The organism is Ignavibacteria bacterium (assembly GCA_016873775.1).
GTDB lineage: Bacteria > Bacteroidota > Ignavibacteria > UBA10030 > F1-140-MAGs086 > JAGXRH01.
The window spans coordinates 1-19,647 of sequence record VGWC01000021.1 but is presented as its reverse complement, the minus strand read 5'-3'; the positions used below and the strand labels follow the sequence as shown (position 1 = coordinate 19,647).

The window sequence follows — 19,647 nt, the reverse complement described above, 5'->3', positions numbered from 1 at the left end:
GTAGTTTCAAACGATACGCTGTACTTCGTTATTTTATTTTCTTTTCCACAACAACGGAATTATACCTATTGCCGATGTATATGCAGTTGTTCCAATTCCGTATTGTATAATAGTGCGCACGAATTCAATTTCCGAACCTTGTAAATACACGACAAAAAATACAATGTTATGAACGAGCGAAGAAAATATCACAGCAAAAAAAAAACGATATGTTCCAACAACTTCTGACGATTTAAATTCATCATAGAAATATCCGGAAAGAAATCCGCAAATGGTTTTCGATAACGCTCCGATTCCCAAAAAATCTCCACTGATAATATCCAAAATGAGTCCACTCACAAATCCTGAAACAGTTCCGGCAATTTGTCCTTCTCGAAGTGCAATAACCACAATCCATAATACAACGACATCGGGCATTACTCCTTCGATGGAAATCAAACGAACCACGGTTGTTTGAAATGCTATCAGCGCTACACCCCAGAGAATACTTCGAAGTATGGATTTCATTGCTCTTGACGTTTGATGTTGTTTGTTTGTTCAAGAGCATTTCGTTCGCTATTGGCTTCAGAGATAATAACAAACACACGCTCAACTGTTGTAAAATCTACGCTGGGAGTAATTATGATTTCCTGAAATATTGTTTCAGGAACGTGAACAACCGAGGAAACAATTCCAATTTCAATATTACGAGGATAGATACTGCTGAATGGTGATGTTACAATTCTATCACCGGGTTTAATGTCCACAGATTTCACAATATTTTTTAATACCAACTGAAGACCGCCGTTCCATGCAACAATTCCGTGAACACGGCTTCGTTCAACCGTTGCGCTTACGCGACTTTCACGGTGAAATAATACTTGTCCGATGGAATAATTATCGCTCACGGCAATGATTCTTCCCACAAGACCTGCTTCGGTGATTATCGGCATATGTTCTTTGACACCGTTTTCATCGCCAACACTCAAAGTTATCGTATTTCGCGCCAGATGGAGATTTTTCCCAACAATATCGGCAGCAACGAACGTAAAATTACTTCGTTCCCGGAATTCCAACATTTTTCTCAATTGCAAATTTTCCAAAGCAGCAGAGCGGAGCAAACTTACTTCTTCCGACAAAGTAATGTTTAATTCCTGCAATGAATTTCGTTGTCGTTCCAATTCGAAAGGATTGGGAAGAAAGGAAAAAGCATCTTGTGTATAACAGACAAATGCAACTGCAAACGATTGCAGCGCGCGAATCTGTTTGGTATCATTCTGTGTCATCAAAGCAACAGAAATTGTTACTAACAGTGCGAAAATAAAATACGCACGGAACGTTTCAAAAATATAAACAAGAATTCGGAACAAGGAAGGAAAGCGGGTTTAGACTTTACCATGAACGTTGAAAAACGTTCCAAGGTCATCATACTACGGGTTAATATTTTCTGCTTCGTATCAATACTTTCATATAATGATTCAATTCGTCGAGAACTTTTCCCGTTCCTCGCACTACTGCTGTTAACGGGTCTTCGGCAATATGTACGGGTAAACTTGTTTCTAAACGAATGCGTTCGTCAAGACCTTTAATGAGCGCACCTCCGCCGGAAAGCATAATGCCATGATCTAAAATATCTGCTGAAAGTTCTGCAGGTGTTCGTTCCAGAGTTTGACGAATCGCATCAACAATTTGCTGCACTCCTTCGCTCATCGCTTCACGAATTTCCGCCGATGAGCCGACAACGGTTTTCGGAATTCCATTAACTAAATCTCTTCCTTTTACTTCGATATCACATTCTTCATTTAACGGCATTGCGCTACCGACTTCGCATTTAATTGCTTCCGCCGTACGTTCACCCACAAGCAGATTGTGGTTTTGTTTGAAACTTCGAACAATGGCATTGTTCAGTTCGTCTCCGGCAATTCGTATGGAAATTTTTTCAACAATTCCCGAAAGAGCAATCACGGCAATTTCCGTCGTTCCTCCTCCAATATCTACAATCATATTCCCGAATGCACCGTCCACATCCATTCCCACACCAATAGCCGCAGCCATCGGTTCTTCTATAAGATGCACTTCTTTTGCTCCCGCATGTTCTGCACTATCACGAACTGCGCGTTTTTCAACTTCAGTAACTCCGCTCGGAACTGCAACAACAATTCTTCGACTGGGCATAAAACCTGAATGAATCTTTTTGATAAACTCGCGCAACATTCCTTCTGCAATTTCGAAATCTGCAATGACGCCATCGCGCAACGGACGAATAACGGTTATATCGGAATGTGTTCTCCCCAACATTTCACGCGCTTCATTTCCAATAGCAATGATGCGTTTCGTATTTCTATCAAATGCCGCAATTGAAGGTTCATTCAGAACTATTCCTTTCCCGCGTAAATAAATGAGCGTGTTCGCAGTTCCTAAATCAATTGCGAGGTCAGAAGATAATAAGGAAAAAAGACCCATGTAAATTTTTAGATTTTAGATTTGTGATTTGAGATTAATGAATCGTTGAATTTATAGACGATAGTCATTCAGTGTTTTTTTATCCGCATACTTCGCGAAACACACGCAAAAAATTTTCTCCAAGTATTTTCCTGATATCTGATTCCGTATACCCGCGTTTGACTAACTCTCGCGTAATATTGAGAAACCGTGTAGCATCTTCCATTTCGTTCGGCACATTTGTTATCCCGTCAAAATCGGAACCGAGCCCCACATGCTCAACACCAATAAGTTTTGCAACATAATCAATGTGGTCAATTAACAAGGAAAGCGGCGGACGGATTGCGCGCAAATCATTTTCCAACAGTTCGGAAATTTTCTGTTCGTGGTCAAATGAATTTTCCGATGAGTCTTTATTGAACGTTTCTATTTCTTTTTTATACTTCTCACGAATAGCGCGTTCCTTTATTGCATAAGTGCTGTCAATAAAGAGCGGGAAAAAATTGATAAACACCACTCCACCATTGTTTGCAATAGTCCGTAATTGTTCGTCTTTCAAGTTTCTTCGGTGAGGACACAAATTGTACACACTTGAATGCGAAGCAATCACGGGTTTCGTTGTAATGTTCAACACATCATAAAACGTTTGTTCGCCGACGTGTGAAATATCTACAATTATTCCAAGTTCGTTCATTCGTTTCACGATTTGTTCACCGAATGTTGAAAGCCCTTTTCGCTTCGGAGGGTTGTCCAGGTTCGTTTCATCTTTTGCGGAAGTTGCCCAACTCAAACTATTATTCCACGTAAGCGTAATAGAACGAATTCCACGTTCATAAAAGTGATTGAGTTTTTCCAACTCAAGTTTCTCATTGACCAATGTATCCTCGAGCGGATGTGCACCTTCCATTGCAAGAATGGCTACAAGTTTTTTCTGTTTGATAAAAGACGCAACCTCCCGGGACTCTCGCGCAATAGCAATCTTGCTTAAATTTCTACGAACAAGCGATTCCATCGAATCAAGCATTACATTCGCATATTCGTATGAACGAGGAATTTTTTCCGGTGGAACCCATACGGAAAACACTTGAACATCAATACCGCCTTCTTTCAAACGTGGAATATCTGTGTGTCCTTTCTCCGTACGTATGGAAATATCGTCTCCTTTCATTATTCGCTGCAACACATCATTATGCGTATCAACAACAACTGCGTTGTAATGCAACCATTCGTAATCTATGGTAAATGTAAACGCGAATGCAGAAAAGATAAAAACAGTAATAAACGATTTCTTTTGTTTCAGCAATGCGCAGAAAAATTTCAATCGAAAGAACTGTTGACCGATGGCATATTGCTCACGGTTCACTTTGTTTTTCTTCTTTCTTTTCTAACTTCAACGATTGCACTTCTTCACGGATTTCCTGTGCTTTGCGTTTTAAATCCGCCATGTGTTTTCTCACACGAACGCCAGCAGAAGCGTTTCCTCTTTCATAAAATTTTCTGAAATCTTCTTGAAATGTTTCGATAAGTGCAATCAATTCTTGATAACGGTTCATTGGTGTATTGTAATTTGTTATTGAATAATTTCCATTGCAGAACAATGGAATGAATTAAAAAAAACTTACGGTAATTTTCGTCGTTCACAATCTCTTATTTGCTTTCAAAAACGAACGCTTCAAATTTTCTAATAATTCTTCGCGCCGATAATAAAGTTTCTTCAATGCTCGAGGTCTACATTGCGAAAGTACATACGATGTAATGACGGGAAGTGCAACCGTTGTATCCAAATATGCAACAACGGAATCGGAAAGTTTTTCCGGGTCAATTTTTCCCCAACTTACTGCTTCACTCGGCGTCGCACCCGATAGTCCACCCGTATCTGAACGCGCGTCGGTTATTTGTAAAAAATAATCGTGCCCGCTTTCTCGAATTCCGAACACTTCCTGAATTTGCGGTTCCGTTTGCAACATAAAATTTTTCGGAGAACCGCCACCGAGAATCAATACTCCACTCGATTTTCCGCTTTGCTTTGCTTCCAACACTATTGCCGCCGTTTCATTCACATCGAGCAAGACATCAATGCGCGCCGCGTACCCTTCAAATTCCAAACGAGCGATATTCATTCCCAACGAACTATCTCCCGGGGACGAAGTGTATATCGGAACGCCATATTTATACGCCGCAGAAAGCATACTCATATTCTTTATACCTAAAATCTTTTCACGTTCTGCAACGTATTTACCTAATTGAAAATGAAGTTCTGCCGTTCCCATTTCTTTTTGAAATTCCTGAAGTTTTACAAGTTCACGAAAAAATTTATCCGTCGAATACAGCACATCTTCATCGAACAAAATATCATAGATCCGAATAACACCGTGCTTTCTCAACACCGTATCGTCAACGAACGGTTTTCCGCGGTGCAATTCATGTCCTATCGAAAAATGCGTATCGTGATAAATATTTGCTCCCGTTGAAACTATCCAATCAACGAATCCGGCTTTCATCAACGGAACGATGCATGTGCCTCCAAGTCCCGCTGGCGTTAATGCCCCAGTTAAACTCATACCAACAGTACAATTTCCCGCTAACATTTTTTGCGATAATAATTGACATACTTCTTTCAAGCGCGCTGAGTTATACGCGTTAAAATATTTGTCAACAAGTTCTACAACTGAAATATTTTTCGGGATAGCATTTCTCTCAATGGGTTTACCATGAAAGAAACGTTGCTTAAAATTTTCGGTCTTCAAAGTAAAGTTTCTTGCCTTTATTTTCTCTAAAAAACAAGTTAAATATAATGTTTTTGGAAAGCGGAACAAATAAATTGCGATTTTTTTTAAAAAAAAGGGAAAAGTAATGTTTGCATTTTCAAGGTTTTCTTTCGTTCAATTCATCATAACTACATGGAATCTTCACGAGTATTTTTCCTTTTTCAGTGATTTCAATAAGTTTTACAAAATTTTATGAGTTCAAGAAAAAAATATTTCATCGGCATCGAAGGCGGAGGAACAAAATCTACCGCAATCTTATGCAATGAAAACGGAAAAATATTTTCGCAAACAAAAGGAAAGGCAACAAATCCGAATGTTGTCGGATTTGAGCAAGCAACAAAAGTAATTTTGAATTTAATTTCCGATTGTAGTAAAAAAGCAAAATGCCCGTTGAAAGAAATTTCTTCCATTGCAATCGGAACTGCTGGCGGAGGAAACAAACAAAACCAACTTCGCTTAAAAAAAGAATTGCGAAAAATTTTACGAAGAAATACTTCTGCAAAAATCAAAGTAACAAGCGATGCAGAAATTGCAGTAGAAGCCGCGCTCGGCAATGAAAGCGGAATTGTTTTGATTGCCGGAACTGGTTCTATATTATTTGGGAAGAATTACGATTCTCAAAACCCAAATCCAACATCGCAAATCTTTCGCATCGGCGGTTGGGGAAAAATTATCGGCGATGAAGGAAGCGGTTTTGCAATTGCACGTGATGCGTTGAAGGAAGTTGTAAAATCCTTCGATAGAAAAATTAAACCAACAGAACTTACGAATGCGGCGTTATCATTCTTCAACGTAAAATCAGTTGTTGAACTTCCGTCAAAAATTTCAAATACGAATACTGTTCTTGCTTCGTTCGCGCCAATCGTAATCCAACTCGCGAAGGAAAAAGATTTTCAAAGTTTGTTTGTTGTAGAATTTCATTGCAATGAATTACTGCAACAACTTCATTTGATGTTCAATAATTTTCACAATGCAGAAAAACTTCCACTTGTTTTGCTCGGTGGATTATTAGAAAACGAAAATTTTTATTCACAAATGCTCAAAGAAAAAATCAAACACTATTTTCCACAACTCGAAATACGCAAACCAAAATTTCCCGCAACGCACGGAGCGATTCTCATTTCAATGAAAAAGTAAAATGACAAATTTCCAATTACGAATTACCAATTACGAATTACGAACAATAAAATTGCTGTTGGCTATTGGTTCTTTGCTATTGGCTCTCTGCGTACATCAGCGAGATTTGCGGGAAACTATTTCCCGCAGACTTCGCAAATTGCCGCAGATGAAAAATCTTTATGTCACATCTTTAAGTCATCATTTGTTATTCTCTATTCGCCAAATGTTCAGTGGATTTGCTCCACGCTCCACGCTCCTTGCTCTATGCTCTCTGCTCTTTGCTCTATGCTCTCCGCTCCATGCTCAACAATCTTGGAGCGATTCTGTTTTACAAAAACTCACACTCGAAGAAAAAGTTGCACAACTCGTAATGCCAAAAGTGTATGCGTATTATTATGCAAAAGGAACGAATGAATACGAACGGCTTTTGCATTTAGTGCGCGACAGAAAAATTGGAAGCATCGCAATTTTCCAAAGTGATTTGCTCGAAGTTGCAACGTTGCTCAACGATTTGCAAAAAGAAGCAAATGTTCCGCTTCTCGTTGCCGCAGATTTTGAAACGGGACTTTCGATGCGCATTCGGCGCGGAACTTCTTTTCCGCATTTGATGGCGCTTGGTGCAACGCGTGATACTTCGCTTGCATATGCAATGGGAAAAATTATTGCAGAAGAATCGCGTGCTATTGGTGTGCAAATGAATTTTTCTCCGGTCGTTGATGTGAACAACAATCCGTTCAATCCTGTCATCAATTATCGTTCGTTCGGTGAAACGCCGCAACTCGTTTCGCAAATGAGTTCGGCGATGATTCGCGGAATGCAAGACAACGGAATTATTGCAACCGCAAAACATTTTCCCGGACACGGCGATACGGATGTTGATTCTCACAGCGATTTGCCGTTGTTGAAATTTTCGTTGCAGCGTTTGGATTCGCTCGAACTCGTTCCGTTTGAAAATGCTATTGCGAGCGGCGTAAAATCAATGATGATTGCGCATCTTGCAATTCCTTCGCTTGAATCAGATAAAAAAATTCCCGCGTCTCTTTCTTCCAACGTCATCGAAAATCTTCTTGTAAATAAATTGCACTTCAACGGATTGGTGATTACCGATGGTTTGGAAATGCAGGGAATCAGAAAAAATTTTTCCGATGGAGAAATTGCAATTCGTGCAATAGAAACGGGAAGCGATATTTTGCTTGGTCCTGTTGATGATGACGTTGCAATTGATTCTGTTCTGTATGCAGTGAACATTGGAAGAATTTCCGAAGCGCGTATCAATCAAACGGTGTTGAAAATTTTGAAACTGAAAGAACAACTCGGATTGCACAAAAATAAACTGACGAACATTGATTCGATTCGGGAAAAAGTTAATACAATGGAACATCAATTCGTTGCGAAAACAATTGCGCGAAAAAGTATTACGGTGTTGAAAAACGATTCGCTTCTTCCGTTTGAACAATTTCGTGATAAAAAAATTTTGAATCTTTGCGTTGCAACAAATGATGATTATAGAATTGATGTTCATCGTCCGACGCGAAGATTAGCAACAGAACGTTACGATGTGTATTTCACGGAAGTGTTAAAAAAGCGAGCGAACAATGTTACAACCGTTTTGTTCGATTCGCGCACGAGCAAAGAAGATATTGATGATGTGTTTGATAAAGTGAAAAAATACGATGCGATAATTTGCCCAATGTTTTTGCGACCGAATAATTCCGAAACGTTTGGAATGACGAAAGAAGTTTTCGATGCGTTGAAAAAAATTTCCGTGAGTGAAAAACCGATGGCGATGATTTCTTTCGGCAATCCGTATGTGTTTTCAAAACTCAACAAAGCAATCGTTCTCATCGCAACATATTCCGATGTTGAGCCATCAATTGAATCTGCTGTTGAAGTTTTATTTGGCGAAAGTGAAGTAAGCGGAAAACTTCCCGTAACAATTCCAAAAACATTTGCGTACGGCGAAGGATTACAAATTCCACAAACAACATTGCGAAAAGATGTTCCGCTTGCCGCAAATTTCAACAAAGAAAAATTGTATGAAGTTGATTCGGTGATTGTTCATGCGATTCGTGATTCTGCATTTCCTGCTGCACAAATTGTGGTTGTAAAAAATGGAATTGTCGTGAAACAAAATTCGTACGGACGATTGACGTATGAAAGAAATTCTGCGCAAACAAATTCTAGTACACTTTTCGATTTGGCGTCGCTCACGAAAGTAATTGCTACAACTTCTGCAATTATGAAATTATACGAAGAGAAAAAAATTTCGCTCGATGATTCAGTGATAAAATTTATTCCGCAATTTGCTCTGAATGAAAAAAGCAACATCACGATTCGCAATTTGCTTTTACACAATAGTGGATTGCCTGCGTTCAAACAGTTTTACAAAATGAATCCGCAAATGAAAGCAAGTGAAGTTCTTGATTCGATTTATGCAAGCGAATTGTTTTTCAATCCGGGAGATTCAACGTTATACAGTGATTTCAATTTTATTACGCTCGGAAAAATCGTTGAAACGATTTCTGGAAAAAAATTCGACAAATTTTGCAAAGAAAATTTCTTTGAACCGTTACGAATGAAGCGTACATTTTTCACTCCATCGAAATACGATTCTGAAAATTGCGCGCCGACAGAAATTGATACAACGTGGCGATTGAAAACCGTGCAAGGAAGTGTTCACGATGAAACTTCTGCAATGCTCGGCGGAGTTGCCGGACACGCGGGATTATTTTCTACTGCAAATGATTTGGCAATTTTTATGCAAATGATTTTAAACGGCGGAACATACGCCGGCAAACAATATTTCAAAAAAGAAACGATTGATTTATTTACTTCAAAACAAAACGAAAAATCAAATCGTGCGCTTGGTTGGGATTTGAAAACAGCGAACGGTTACAGCACAGCAGGAAATTTGTTTTCGCAAAATTCTTTCGGACATACAGGATTTACCGGAACATCAATTTGGGTTGATAAAGAAAGAAATTTGTTCGTGATTTTTTTAACAAATAGAACTTTTCCGACACGCGCAAATACAAAAATCAGAAACGTTCGCCCGATGTTACACGATGCAGTAGTAAAAAGTCTCAAATAGTAATGAGTTTATTTTCTATTCCATCATTTAAAATTTTTTGTTTACTTCTTCTCGTTGTGAAACCCGTTTTTACGCAACTCCCTTCATTTCTCAATCAATATCTGCACCAACGAGATTCACTTTCTCGCATCACTATTTCTCTTTTCGAAGAAACTGAAACGACAATCATCGAGACATTTACTTTGGAAAGCACGAGCAGAGATACCATTACGGGAAGAATTCGCACACCAAAAACTTCATCAAGAAAATTTCCGCTTGCATTTCTTGTGGTAGGTATCGAAACAGGAAAAGAGGTCGTGAAAATGATTGAAGGATTCGATAGTGTTATCGTTGCTGCAATTGATTATCCTGCAATCGCACCGTGGGATTTTTCCGGCACCAAACTTTTTTCGACACCGTTTGCGATGAAAGAAAATGCACACAGCACCATTCCCCGCCTTCTGCTTTGTATGGATTACCTCGCCCGTCATCCACTCGTTGATACTAATGATATAACGCTGGCAGCAGTTAGTTTCGGCGTGTTCACAGGAGTTCCTGTTTCTGTGCTTGACCAACGCGTGAAACGACTTGTGGTGATTCAGGCGGGAGGAGATATGTATGAAATTCTCAACGCGAATGCAACACGACTCCAAATCCCAATTCCTCCGTTTCTTGCGGGATGGTTGGGAATGTGGCTCTATTCAGATTTCGAACCGAACAAATACATCAGTTTTTTTTCTCCCCGTCCGTTATTACTTGTTAGCGGAGAATCGGATACGTTTTTTCCTCGTTCATCTGTAGAATCATTGTATCGAAATGCACAAGAACCGAAAGAGTGGATTCGACATACAAGCAAGCACGTGACGCCGGGCGAACAAGAATTGATAAACGAATTAACGGAAATTGTTGCAAAAAAACTTTATGGAAAACAACGGTGAAAATTATGATACGATATAATCTATCATTTGTTTTTTTTGATTAAAAAATCTACAAATCGGTTTGATGGTTAAATGCTTTTCAAGATTCTCTCTGCAATTTGATTGTATGGGTATAGAAAGTAATTTATTCGTCATCTTTTTGACGAACAGAACTTTTCCGACGAGAGCGAATTTGAAAATCCGTGACGTGCGACCATTGTTGCACGATGCAGTAATCAAAGCGTTGAAGTAAAAAGATGGACATCATTTTGAAAATGGTATCCATCTATTGAGTAAGTTTTTGTTTCATTCACTTTCTCGTATTTTTTGCACGAATTAATTACACTTTCAACTAACATTTTATTTTATGGAATACATTCAAATCCCCCCGGAATATAACGCTCAAGCACTGTGGCTTTTATTTACGCACAGTCCGACAAAGTGCTTTCCTTCAAATATATATTCCGTTTCAATAGAACAGATTCAAATTCTCAAACGAAAAAAAATTCCTTTTAAAAAAGTGGATATGCATCAAATTCATTTTCCAACTCCAAGTGCGTACGCTGCTTCGAAATAAATTGAATGAAACTGTACACGATATATCTTCCAATGCAATACAATGATGGAAGAAATATATAAATCGAAAAATTTGAAGAAGTTGAAAAAGACCTCGTTGCCGTGTTTGGAGGAATAACAATGGGTTCGGATAAAGCACCGATGAAAGGAATTTGGTTGTATGAAGGTGTAAAATATAAAGACCAAATAGTAAAAATAGAAATTGCTACAGAGGAAAGCGAAATGGTAAGAAAATTTTTTCATAACTATAAAGAAAAACTGAAGGAAATGTTTGAGCAACTTGACATTTTCATTACTATTGCAGAAGTGAAAACTCTTTAGAAGTTTTCTCTTCTTCATTAGTTCTTTTCTTTCATTCCTTTGCAGATGTCATCCCCCAAAAAAAATAAAATCCTCCTTTTCAATCCGCGCGCAGCAGAACACAAACCGCGTATTCCAAATTCCGTGTTGCAAGTTGCGGCTTCGATTGATAGATTGTACGATTGGGTTATTGTTGATGGAAATCTCGAGTGCGATGCGTTTTCAAAAATTCTTTCTCATCTCGAAAGCAATGAGTTCGGATATTTCGGTTGCACAACAATGCCGGGACCGCAACTCAAACAAGCGATTCCGTTTTCAAAAATTATTCGCGAGAAATTTCCGAATATAAAAATTATATGGGGAGGATATTTTCCGAGCAATCAACCAAACGTCGTTTTAAATTCCGGTTTCGTCGATTTTATTATCAATGGTCCGGGTGATAAAGTTTTTCCCGAACTCATTGATGCGTTTGAAAACAATACTCCGTACGAACATTTGCACAATCTCATTTTCAAAAAAGGAAATGAAATCGTCATCACACCGAAAGATGAAATTTACGAGCAAGATTCTCTTCCCGCATTGCCCTACGAAAAGTTGAACAATTTTTACAACATCAAAAAGTATCTTGGCAAAACTTTTCTTGGAACAAAAACCATTGCATATCACTCGAGTTTCGGTTGTCCGTTCACGTGTTCATTTTGCGCTGTCGTCCCGATTTACAACGCGCGATGGAAAGGAAAATCCGCGCAACTAATTTACAACGACATCAAATATTTGAAAGAACAATTCGGCGGCAATGCGATTGAGTTTCACGACAACAATTTTTTTGTTTCGGAAAAACGCACGGTGGAATTTTCACAACTCGTCAATAAAGAAAAAATGATTTGGTGGGGCGAAGGACGCATTGATACGATCGATAAATATTCCGATGAAAGTTTAGCAACGATGCGCGAATCTGGATGTAAAATGATTTTCTTCGGCGCAGAAACAGGCAACGATGCGATTCTGAAAAAAATGGATAAAGGCGGAACGCAAACCGGCGCACAGATAAAAAAGTTTGCCGCGCGAATGAAACGCTTTGATATTATTCCTGAATATTCGTTTGTGCTGGGAACTCCCGCCGACACGGAAGAAGAAGTGAACAAACAAATTGATGAGGACATCAATTTTATTCGCACCATCAAAGAAATCAATCCCGATACGGAAATTATTATTTATGTTTTAAGTCCCGTGCCGACGGAAGGTTCTGAACTTTACGAGGAAGTTAAGCAATCGGGATTTCATTTTCCCGAAAAATTGGAGGATTGGATTTCGCCGCAGTGGGAAAATTTTGACTTACGAAAAAATCCGCTCACGCCTTGGCTCAAACCCTCTATGATTGATAAAATAAAAAACTTTGAAACGGTGTTGAACGGTTATCATCCAACGCTTTCTGACATAAAACTCACGCCGCTCAAACGCAATATAATCAGCGCAGTTTCTTCGTTCCGCTACAAATTGCAACTTTACGATTTTCCGTACGAAATAAAAGCGTTGCAAAAATTTTGGTTGAAATATCGTCAGCCGGAGTTGGAAGGGTTTTGAAATTGGGTTTTAGGTTTTAGATGTTAGGTTTCAAAAAAATTTGTACGAGAAAAATATTTTTCGTTTCAACATCAATTGCAATTTTTGTTTTCTATGGAAATACAACTTTTGCGCAACAGTTATACAAAGTTTCACAAACTGGATCAATTATTCTTTTCGATGATAGAGACTCAGTGAATTTATTTTCCGATGAAGTTACAATTGATTCGACGTTTATAGTTGCTGATTCATTACAACTTTTCGTGAGTTATGCAAGCTGTGAACAAGATAGTTTTTCGCTGTACGGATATAAAGTATTTCTTGAATCTCTTCCGGCTCAAGCGGAATTATATCTTTCAAAAGGCATTCATTATGAAAGTAATTGCAAAATGATTATTACTGAAAAACTAATTTTCGATTTGTCTCTGCTGAAAGATTTGTATTTACAAGGGAGTAAAGATAGTACGGGAACAATTATGGTGCGAATTCACGAGCCAGATAAAAGTGAGCCGATTTTCCCGTTAGTAAAGTACAAGTTTTAGAACAGTGAACTTTCGCGCTTTTCTCAACACGCTTTCCAATCGCGCTTATTCGCTTCCGATTGTTATTCTTTATGTAACGGAAGGATGTAATTTGCAATGTGTAATGTGTTCGTATCGCGAGCCGTTGCCAAATGAACTTTCGCTTTCTGAAATTCGACAACTCGCGCAACAACTTAAAAATTTTGATTTACGGCATATCGTTTATTCCGGCGGCGAACCATTACTGCGAAAAGATTTTCCATCGATTTGCGAAACGTTTTCTCAACTCAACGTAAAACAAACATTACTCACCAACGGATTACTTCTCGAAAAACGTTATGATGAAGTTGGAAAATATTTTTCAGAAATTATTATCTCACTCGATGGACCGAATGCAGAAATACACAATGCCATTCGCGGTTTGGAAGCATTCGCTCAAATTGAAAAGGGAATAAAAAAAGTTGCAACACAAAAATATCATCCACAACTTTCAATTCGTTATGTTATTCAGAAGAAAAATTTTCGCCTAATTTCAAAAATGATTAACGTTGCGAAATCGTGGAATGTCAATCGCATTTCGTTTCTTTCCGCCGATGTTCTTTCCGATAGTTTTGGAAGATTCAATAAAGATGAAATTGCAAACAAGGAAGAAATAATGTTAAACGAATACGAAGTAAAAGAATTTCGCGCAAGCATCGAAGAACTCACTACAAAACACAAAACCGACTTCGAAACAAAATTTATTTCCGATTCTCCGCAATCGTTACGAAACCGTGTACAATATTTTGAAGCATTGCTCGGTAAAAATTCTTTTCCGCTTGTGCATTGCAACGCACCGAATGTTTCAACAGTAATTACTTCAACGGGAGAAATGCAGCCATGCTTTTTCCTTCCGCAATTTGGAAATGTTCGCAACGATTCATTCAATTCGTTGCTCAATAATTCCATCATTAGAAAGACAAGAAACGACGTAAAGAATTATTCTCTTGAACGATGCAAAACGTGTGTGTGTTCATTGCATATTCAGCCGTTTGCTGCTTTACTTGATCCATTTTAATTTTGGTTCTGCCTCAATCATAATTTGGCATACAACTTGATATTATTCTAATTGAATCTCGCTTCTAATTGTGAAACAAAAACCATTTAAGCGAATTTTATCAATGTTCACACTGCGATTCTCAAAAATATTCCTCATAAATTTCATCTTTGAGAAACTTTCCAAGAAGGTAATCGAACTCGTCTTCGTATATTTTTCGCCGAAATTTTGAATTACAAATGCCATTCACTATCATCGCCCTACAATATCTTGTTCCCTTGCTTTATCTGGCAACTTCGTGGAGATATGGCCGTGAATTTTTTAATAACGATACTCGGTCCGGCACACTGAAGACGTTATATCTTGGTGTCACACTGCTCTTACATTGCATTTTTTTCATTTTACGAACCGCTGAATTACAACACATTCCCGTAACGTCTTCACTTGAATTGCTGGGCGTTCTTGGATTCACACTCGCGGGCGCGTACATTTTTACAGAAATAATTTCCGGGGTAAAAAACACAGGATTTTTTGTTCTTATTATTTCCAGTGTTCTCGTTTCAACTTCTTCTATCTTCGCCCCGAATCACTATGGAATGAACGATATTTTGCAAAGCGAATTGCTCGCCTTTCATATTGTTTCTGCGTTGCTCGGTTATTCTGCGTTTGCGCTTTCTGCAATTTACGGTTTGCTTTATGTAATGTTGTATAAAAAAATTCGCACGCGTACATTCGATAATATTTATCGCAACCTTCCAAATCTTGAATCGTTAGAAACGCTCACTTTAAAAGCAATTATTGTCGGATTTGTTGCTCTCTCGCTCGTTATCGGAATTGGTTTTGTGTGGTTGCCGCAAGCGTTTCCAGAAATTTGTTATTCCGATGCAAAAGTTCTCGGAACATTTTTTATTTGGCTTTTATATGCTGTTGGACTTGCAGCGAAAAAGTTTGTCGGTTTTCAAGGAAGAAGAATTGCTATTCTCTCGATGATTGGTTTTCTCGTTACATTTCTTTCGATGGCATTGTCGAATGTTATTTCCGGATTTCATAAGTTTTACTAAAGTCATTTGTAATTTGTCATTAGTCATTCGTGAACAACTTATTACTAATAACAAATAACAAATGACAAATAACTTTTTCAAATGAATGAATTAGTACTCATCGGCCTCAATCACAAAACCGCGTCAGTAGAAATCCGCGAGAAGTTGTATTACACTCTCGACGAAGCGCGCCCGATTTTGCCGGAACTCGTTCATCAGTATTTGAAAGAGGGAGTGTTACTTTCAACGTGTAATCGCACGGAACTCGTTGGTGTTGTTGAAACGGAAAATGAAAAACCGGAAAACATCATCAATTATTTGATTGAACATAAATCGGCACAAGACACGATTTCCAATAATCATTTCTACACGCAACATTCGTTTGAAGCCGTGCGTCATATTTTTGAAGTTGCTGCGGGAATTGATTCCTTGCTTGTTGGAGAAGACCAAATTTTAAAACAAGTAAAAGAAGCGTATGAACTCGCTGTGGAAAAAGAAACTGCGGGAACATTGATGCATCACATGTTTCATTCAGCATTGCGAGTTGGAAAACGCGCGCGAACAGAAACGAAAATCAGCGATGGCGCAGTTTCTATAAGTTACGCCGCAGTCGAACTTTCCGAAAAAATATTCGCTGACCTTTCCAAAAAGAAAGCATTATTAATTGGCGCCGGAGAAACGGCGGAACTCTCTGCAAAAAATTTATTCGCTCGTGGCGTTACTGATATTACCATCGCAAATCGCACGTTGGAGAAAGCAGAAAAACTTGCGAGTGAGTTTAAAGGAAAAGCAATACCACTTGAAGCAATTACGGAAAAACTGCGCGACGTTGATATTGTAATTAGTTCTATCAATACACCGGATTTTATTTTGACTTCGCAACAAATAAAGAAAGCGATGACGTTGCGTTCATCAAAGCCGTTGCTCATCATTGATATTGGCGTTCCACGGAATATTGAACCAAGCGTACGCGAAATTGAAAACGTTTTTCTTGATGATATGGATTCGCTCGAACTCATTTCTCACACCAATCGTGAACGGCGAATTGCAGAAATTCCGAAAGTGCAAAAAATAATAGAAGAAGAATTGCGCGATTTCATTCAATGGTATCAGTCGCTTGATATTACGCCAACAATTAAAATGCTTCGCGATAGATTTGAAGAAATTCGCACAAGTGAAATCGAAAAAAATAGAAATAAACTTTCTTCAAGCGAATTAGAAAAAGTTGATATGGTAACAAAATCCATTATCAATAAAATTTTGCATACGCCAACAGTAAGTATGAAAGAAATAAACGGACAAACAAATTTTGATACTCGTACAATGAATATGTTTGTGAAACACTTGTTTGGATTGAAAAAAAAGAATGTCGAATAAAATTCAGTCTTTCGTGAATATAAATATTCACACTGAACAAAGAAAGAATCAAAAATGTTTCTCTACTCTCTCATTTATCATCAGTCAGATTTATCTGACTTTCTTTGCCCAGTGAAACCATTTATGGTTTAGGGAAATGGAATATGAAAACAAAACTCATCATCGGAACACGCGGAAGCAAACTCGCATTGTGGCAAACGAATTTTGTCAAAACGCAACTCGAAAAATATTTCCCCGAAATTATTTTTGAAATCAACATTATCAAAACGACCGGAGATAAAATTCTTGATTCGCCGCTTTCTCAAATCGGAGACAAAGCATTGTTCACAAAAGAATTGGAAAACGCTTTACTCAAAAAAGAAATTGATTTTGCTGTTCACAGTTTAAAAGATTTACCCACACAACTTCCGGATGGACTATTGTTAGCAAGCGTTTTAGAACGAGAGAAACCAAACGATGTTTTGATTTCCAAAAATAATATGAAACTTTCAGAACTTCCGAAAAATGCAATCGTTGCAACGGGAAGTTTACGAAGAACGTCGCAATTGCTGCATTACAGAAACGATTTACAAATAGTTGACTTACGTGGCAATGTTGATACGCGGTTCAAAAAATTCGATGAATCGAATTGGAATGCGATGCTTCTTGCGTATGCTGGCGTGAAACGAATGAATTACGAAGAACGAATTTCAGAAATTGTTTCTACGGAAATTTTACTGCCTGCAGTTGGACAAGCGGCAATCGGAATTGAAACACGAAACGAAGATGAAATTTCAAAACAGGTTGTCGCAACAATCAATCACAGTGAAGCGGAAATTGCGACAAAATCAGAGCGTTCATTTCTCCGACGACTTGAAGGAGGTTGTCAAATCCCAATTGGAGCAAACGCAACTGTAGTAAATGAAAAACTTTTTTTGCAAGGAATGATTGCAAGTTTAAATGGTAAAATATTACTTCGCTATTCGATAAGTGGAATAATTGATGAAGCAGAATTGCTCGGAATTTCACTTGCAGAAACGTTGCTTGCAAAAGGCGGAGATAAAATTCTTGAAGAAATTCGCAAATGAAGGTTTTAATTACTCGCGCGAAAGAACAATCGAAAGAATTTGCGAATCAACTTATTACTTTGCACCACGAGCCAATCTTTTTCCCGACGATTGAAATTGCCGAACCGAATTCTTGGGACGAAACAGACAACGCAATTCGACAAATCGAAAACTACACGGACTTAATTTTCACAAGCACAAACGGAGTAGAATTTTTCTTTAAGCGATTTGAAAAATATTTTCCGCTTCAAAAACTTTCAGGAAAAACATTTCATGTTGTTGGAAATAAAACGCAAGAAATAATTTCTAATTACGGATTCGCCGTTTCAACCTTACCTGAAAAATTTGATTCAAAAGAATTAGCAAAGAAAATCATAACTGAATCGAATGGAATAGATAAGAACTTTCTATTTCCTCATGGTAATTTAACTGATTCAACCATAGAAAATACGTTTGGGGAAAACAATATGCGCCTTGATTCAATCATTGTTTATCAAACGGTGAAAACAACTGTCAACGAATCAATGAAAAAAGAAATTCAATTTCAGTTTTTGCACAATCTTATTGGCATCATTACATTTTTCTCTCCGTCGAGCGTAAAATATTTTCTTGAAGAATTTCCGACTACAATTCACAACACAAAAATTACCATCGCAGTAATTGGAGAAACGACAAAAAGAGCATGTGTGAAAAATGGATTCTCTTCAAATCAAATTCAATTTATCGAAAATATTTTTCAACAATCATTAAACTCAATTCAATAATCAGAAATCTTTAATGCAAAAATTTTCAAACAATTTATTTCTTCGAGCGTGCTTTCAACAACATGCAGAGCGCACGCCGATTTGGATGATGCGGCAAGCAGGAAGATATTTGCCCGAATACCGCGCAGTGCGAGCGAAATATGATTTTCTTACGATGTGCAAAACGCCCGAACTCGCCGCAGAAGTTACGATGCAACCTGTAGATATTGTCGGCGTGGATGCGGCAATAATTTTTTCTGACATTCTCGTGATTCCAGAAGCGATGGGGATGAAATTATTCGTGAACGAGGGAAGCGGACCAAAATTTGAAACAGCAATTTCTTCAGAAAGCGACATTGACAAATTGATTATTCCCGAACCATCGGATAAATTGAAATACGTTCTCGATGCAGTTTCGCTGACAAAAAAAATATTGAACAATCGCGTTCCGCTCATTGGTTTTTCCGGTTCGCCGTGGACATTGTTTGCATATATGGTCGAGGGAAACGGAACGAAAGATTTTGTGAAAGCGAAAACAATGTTGTTCAACGAGCCGAAACTTTCGCACAAATTGTTGGAGAAAATTTCTTCTGCTGTTTCGCAATATTTAATTGCAAAAATAAATGCCGGTGCTGATGCAATACAAATTTTTGATACGTGGGGAGGAATGTTGGGTTATGAAGAGTTGCGGGAATTTTCTTTGCGTTATGTTCAGAAAATTATTTTTGATGTAAAAGAAAAATTCGGGAACACGATTCCGATTATTTTTTTTTCGAAAGGCAGCGGAATGTGGCTCGATGATTTAGTAAAAACAAATTGCGATGTTGTTGGCGTGGATTGGACGATGGATATTTCTGTTGCGAAATATATTGTCGGCGGAAGAACTGCGCTGCAAGGAAATTTTGACCCGATAATGTTACTTTCTAAATCGGAAAAAATAATTTCAGCAACGAAAACGATTTTAGAAAAATTCGGAAGCGGCGATGGACATATTTTCAATCTTGGTCACGGAATTTTGCCCAACACGCCGGTAGAAAATGCAAAGTTGCTTGTTGAGACGGTGAGACAAGAAAGTAAAAAGTATCATCACGGATAAGTTTGTGCGAATAGTTGATATGAAAGAAAAAGCACAATCATACTTCCAGCAACT

18 protein-coding genes are annotated in these 19,647 nt (G+C 38.1%); 12 read left to right on the top strand and 6 right to left on the bottom strand.

What is annotated here, in order from left to right; translation table 11 throughout:
- Positions 1–33: 33 nt before the first annotated feature.
- The 6 genes from mreD to FJ218_04670 all read right to left on the bottom strand — a co-directional run bounded on the left by mreD (position 34) and on the right by FJ218_04670 (position 5,168).
- Entirely contained in the window at positions 34–507 is a 474-nt protein-coding gene (gene mreD, locus FJ218_04695; GenBank protein ID MBM4166205.1) for a rod shape-determining protein MreD, read from the bottom strand.
- On the bottom strand, positions 504–1,265 hold the full coding sequence (mreC, locus tag FJ218_04690) for a rod shape-determining protein MreC (protein MBM4166204.1): 762 nt from the start codon (positions 1,263–1,265) through the stop codon (positions 504–506). Before mreC ends, mreD begins: the two co-directional genes overlap by 4 nt.
- 151 nt (positions 1,266–1,416) lie before the next feature.
- Positions 1,417–2,442 (bottom strand): rod shape-determining protein, encoded by a 1,026-nt coding sequence (locus FJ218_04685; protein ID MBM4166203.1) that lies wholly within the window; start codon positions 2,440–2,442, stop codon positions 1,417–1,419.
- A 79-nt stretch (positions 2,443–2,521) separates the two neighbouring features.
- Positions 2,522–3,784: a membrane dipeptidase gene (locus tag FJ218_04680; protein ID MBM4166202.1), complete on the bottom strand. Its 1,263-nt coding sequence runs from the start codon at positions 3,782–3,784 to the stop codon at positions 2,522–2,524.
- Entirely contained in the window at positions 3,774–3,974 is a 201-nt protein-coding gene (locus FJ218_04675) for a histone H1 (protein ID MBM4166201.1), read from the bottom strand. Before FJ218_04675 ends, FJ218_04680 begins: the two co-directional genes overlap by 11 nt.
- 84 nt (positions 3,975–4,058) lie before the next feature.
- Positions 4,059–5,168 carry a deoxyhypusine synthase gene (locus FJ218_04670; protein MBM4166200.1) on the bottom strand — a complete coding sequence of 370 codons (1,110 nt, stop codon included), beginning with the start codon at positions 5,166–5,168 and terminating at the stop codon, positions 4,059–4,061.
- Positions 5,169–5,381: 213 nt separating this feature from the next.
- On the opposite strand from FJ218_04670, the gene FJ218_04665 reads away from it, so the two are divergent.
- The 12 genes from FJ218_04665 (at position 5,382) to FJ218_04610 (ending at position 19,593) form a co-directional block, all read left to right on the top strand.
- Positions 5,382–6,326 (top strand): hypothetical protein, encoded by a 945-nt coding sequence (locus FJ218_04665; protein ID MBM4166199.1) that lies wholly within the window; start codon positions 5,382–5,384, stop codon positions 6,324–6,326.
- Between the two features lies 1 nt (position 6,327).
- Positions 6,328–9,399 (top strand): beta-N-acetylglucosaminidase, encoded by a 3,072-nt coding sequence (locus tag FJ218_04660; GenBank protein ID MBM4166198.1) that lies wholly within the window; start codon positions 6,328–6,330, stop codon positions 9,397–9,399.
- Positions 9,400–9,401: 2 nt separating this feature from the next.
- Positions 9,402–10,316, top strand: a complete 915-nt coding sequence (locus FJ218_04655) for an alpha/beta hydrolase (GenBank protein ID MBM4166197.1) — start codon at positions 9,402–9,404, stop codon at positions 10,314–10,316.
- A gap of 657 nt (positions 10,317–10,973) precedes the next feature.
- Complete coding sequence (locus FJ218_04650) at positions 10,974–11,192, top strand: hypothetical protein (protein ID MBM4166196.1); 219 nt, start codon at positions 10,974–10,976, stop codon at positions 11,190–11,192.
- A 45-nt stretch (positions 11,193–11,237) separates the two neighbouring features.
- The gene (locus FJ218_04645; GenBank protein MBM4166195.1) at positions 11,238–12,755 is read left to right on the top strand and encodes a B12-binding domain-containing radical SAM protein; all 1,518 of its coding nucleotides are present in this window, start codon (positions 11,238–11,240) and stop codon (positions 12,753–12,755) included.
- Positions 12,756–12,928: 173 nt separating this feature from the next.
- The gene (locus tag FJ218_04640) at positions 12,929–13,276 is read left to right on the top strand and encodes a hypothetical protein (protein MBM4166194.1); all 348 of its coding nucleotides are present in this window, start codon (positions 12,929–12,931) and stop codon (positions 13,274–13,276) included.
- A gap of 4 nt (positions 13,277–13,280) precedes the next feature.
- Positions 13,281–14,312: a radical SAM protein gene (locus tag FJ218_04635; protein ID MBM4166193.1), complete on the top strand. Its 1,032-nt coding sequence runs from the start codon at positions 13,281–13,283 to the stop codon at positions 14,310–14,312.
- 218 nt (positions 14,313–14,530) lie between these two features.
- Positions 14,531–15,352 (top strand): hypothetical protein, encoded by an 822-nt coding sequence (locus FJ218_04630; GenBank protein ID MBM4166192.1) that lies wholly within the window; start codon positions 14,531–14,533, stop codon positions 15,350–15,352.
- An 81-nt stretch (positions 15,353–15,433) separates the two neighbouring features.
- A complete protein-coding gene (locus tag FJ218_04625) occupies positions 15,434–16,708 on the top strand; it encodes a glutamyl-tRNA reductase (protein ID MBM4166191.1) in 1,275 nt (424 codons plus the stop codon).
- Positions 16,709–16,851: 143 nt separating this feature from the next.
- Positions 16,852–17,775 carry a hydroxymethylbilane synthase gene (gene hemC / locus FJ218_04620; protein ID MBM4166190.1) on the top strand — a complete coding sequence of 308 codons (924 nt, stop codon included), beginning with the start codon at positions 16,852–16,854 and terminating at the stop codon, positions 17,773–17,775.
- Positions 17,772–18,518: a uroporphyrinogen-III synthase gene (locus FJ218_04615; protein ID MBM4166189.1), complete on the top strand. Its 747-nt coding sequence runs from the start codon at positions 17,772–17,774 to the stop codon at positions 18,516–18,518. Before hemC ends, FJ218_04615 begins: the two co-directional genes overlap by 4 nt.
- Before the next feature lie 13 nt (positions 18,519–18,531).
- A complete protein-coding gene (locus tag FJ218_04610; GenBank protein ID MBM4166188.1) occupies positions 18,532–19,593 on the top strand; it encodes a uroporphyrinogen decarboxylase in 1,062 nt (353 codons plus the stop codon).
- Positions 19,594–19,647: the final 54 nt, after the last annotated feature.

Coding starts and splice junctions, on each gene's coding strand:
- mreD (MBM4166205.1), bottom strand. CDS start 507: ATGAAATCCATACTTCGAAGTATTCTCTGGGGTGTAGCGCTGATAGCA.
- mreC (MBM4166204.1), bottom strand. CDS start 1,265: ATGACACAGAATGATACCAAACAGATTCGCGCGCTGCAATCGTTTGCA.
- FJ218_04685 (MBM4166203.1), bottom strand. CDS start 2,442: ATGGGTCTTTTTTCCTTATTATCTTCTGACCTCGCAATTGATTTAGGA.
- FJ218_04675 (MBM4166201.1), bottom strand. CDS start 3,974: ATGAACCGTTATCAAGAATTGATTGCACTTATCGAAACATTTCAAGAA.
- FJ218_04665 (MBM4166199.1), top strand. CDS start 5,382: ATGAGTTCAAGAAAAAAATATTTCATCGGCATCGAAGGCGGAGGAACA.
- FJ218_04660 (MBM4166198.1), top strand. CDS start 6,328: ATGACAAATTTCCAATTACGAATTACCAATTACGAATTACGAACAATA.
- FJ218_04655 (MBM4166197.1), top strand. CDS start 9,402: ATGAGTTTATTTTCTATTCCATCATTTAAAATTTTTTGTTTACTTCTT.
- FJ218_04645 (MBM4166195.1), top strand. CDS start 11,238: ATGTCATCCCCCAAAAAAAATAAAATCCTCCTTTTCAATCCGCGCGCA.
- FJ218_04630 (MBM4166192.1), top strand. CDS start 14,531: ATGCCATTCACTATCATCGCCCTACAATATCTTGTTCCCTTGCTTTAT.
- FJ218_04625 (MBM4166191.1), top strand. CDS start 15,434: ATGAATGAATTAGTACTCATCGGCCTCAATCACAAAACCGCGTCAGTA.
- hemC (MBM4166190.1), top strand. CDS start 16,852: ATGAAAACAAAACTCATCATCGGAACACGCGGAAGCAAACTCGCATTG.
- FJ218_04615 (MBM4166189.1), top strand. CDS start 17,772: ATGAAGGTTTTAATTACTCGCGCGAAAGAACAATCGAAAGAATTTGCG.
- FJ218_04610 (MBM4166188.1), top strand. CDS start 18,532: ATGCAAAAATTTTCAAACAATTTATTTCTTCGAGCGTGCTTTCAACAA.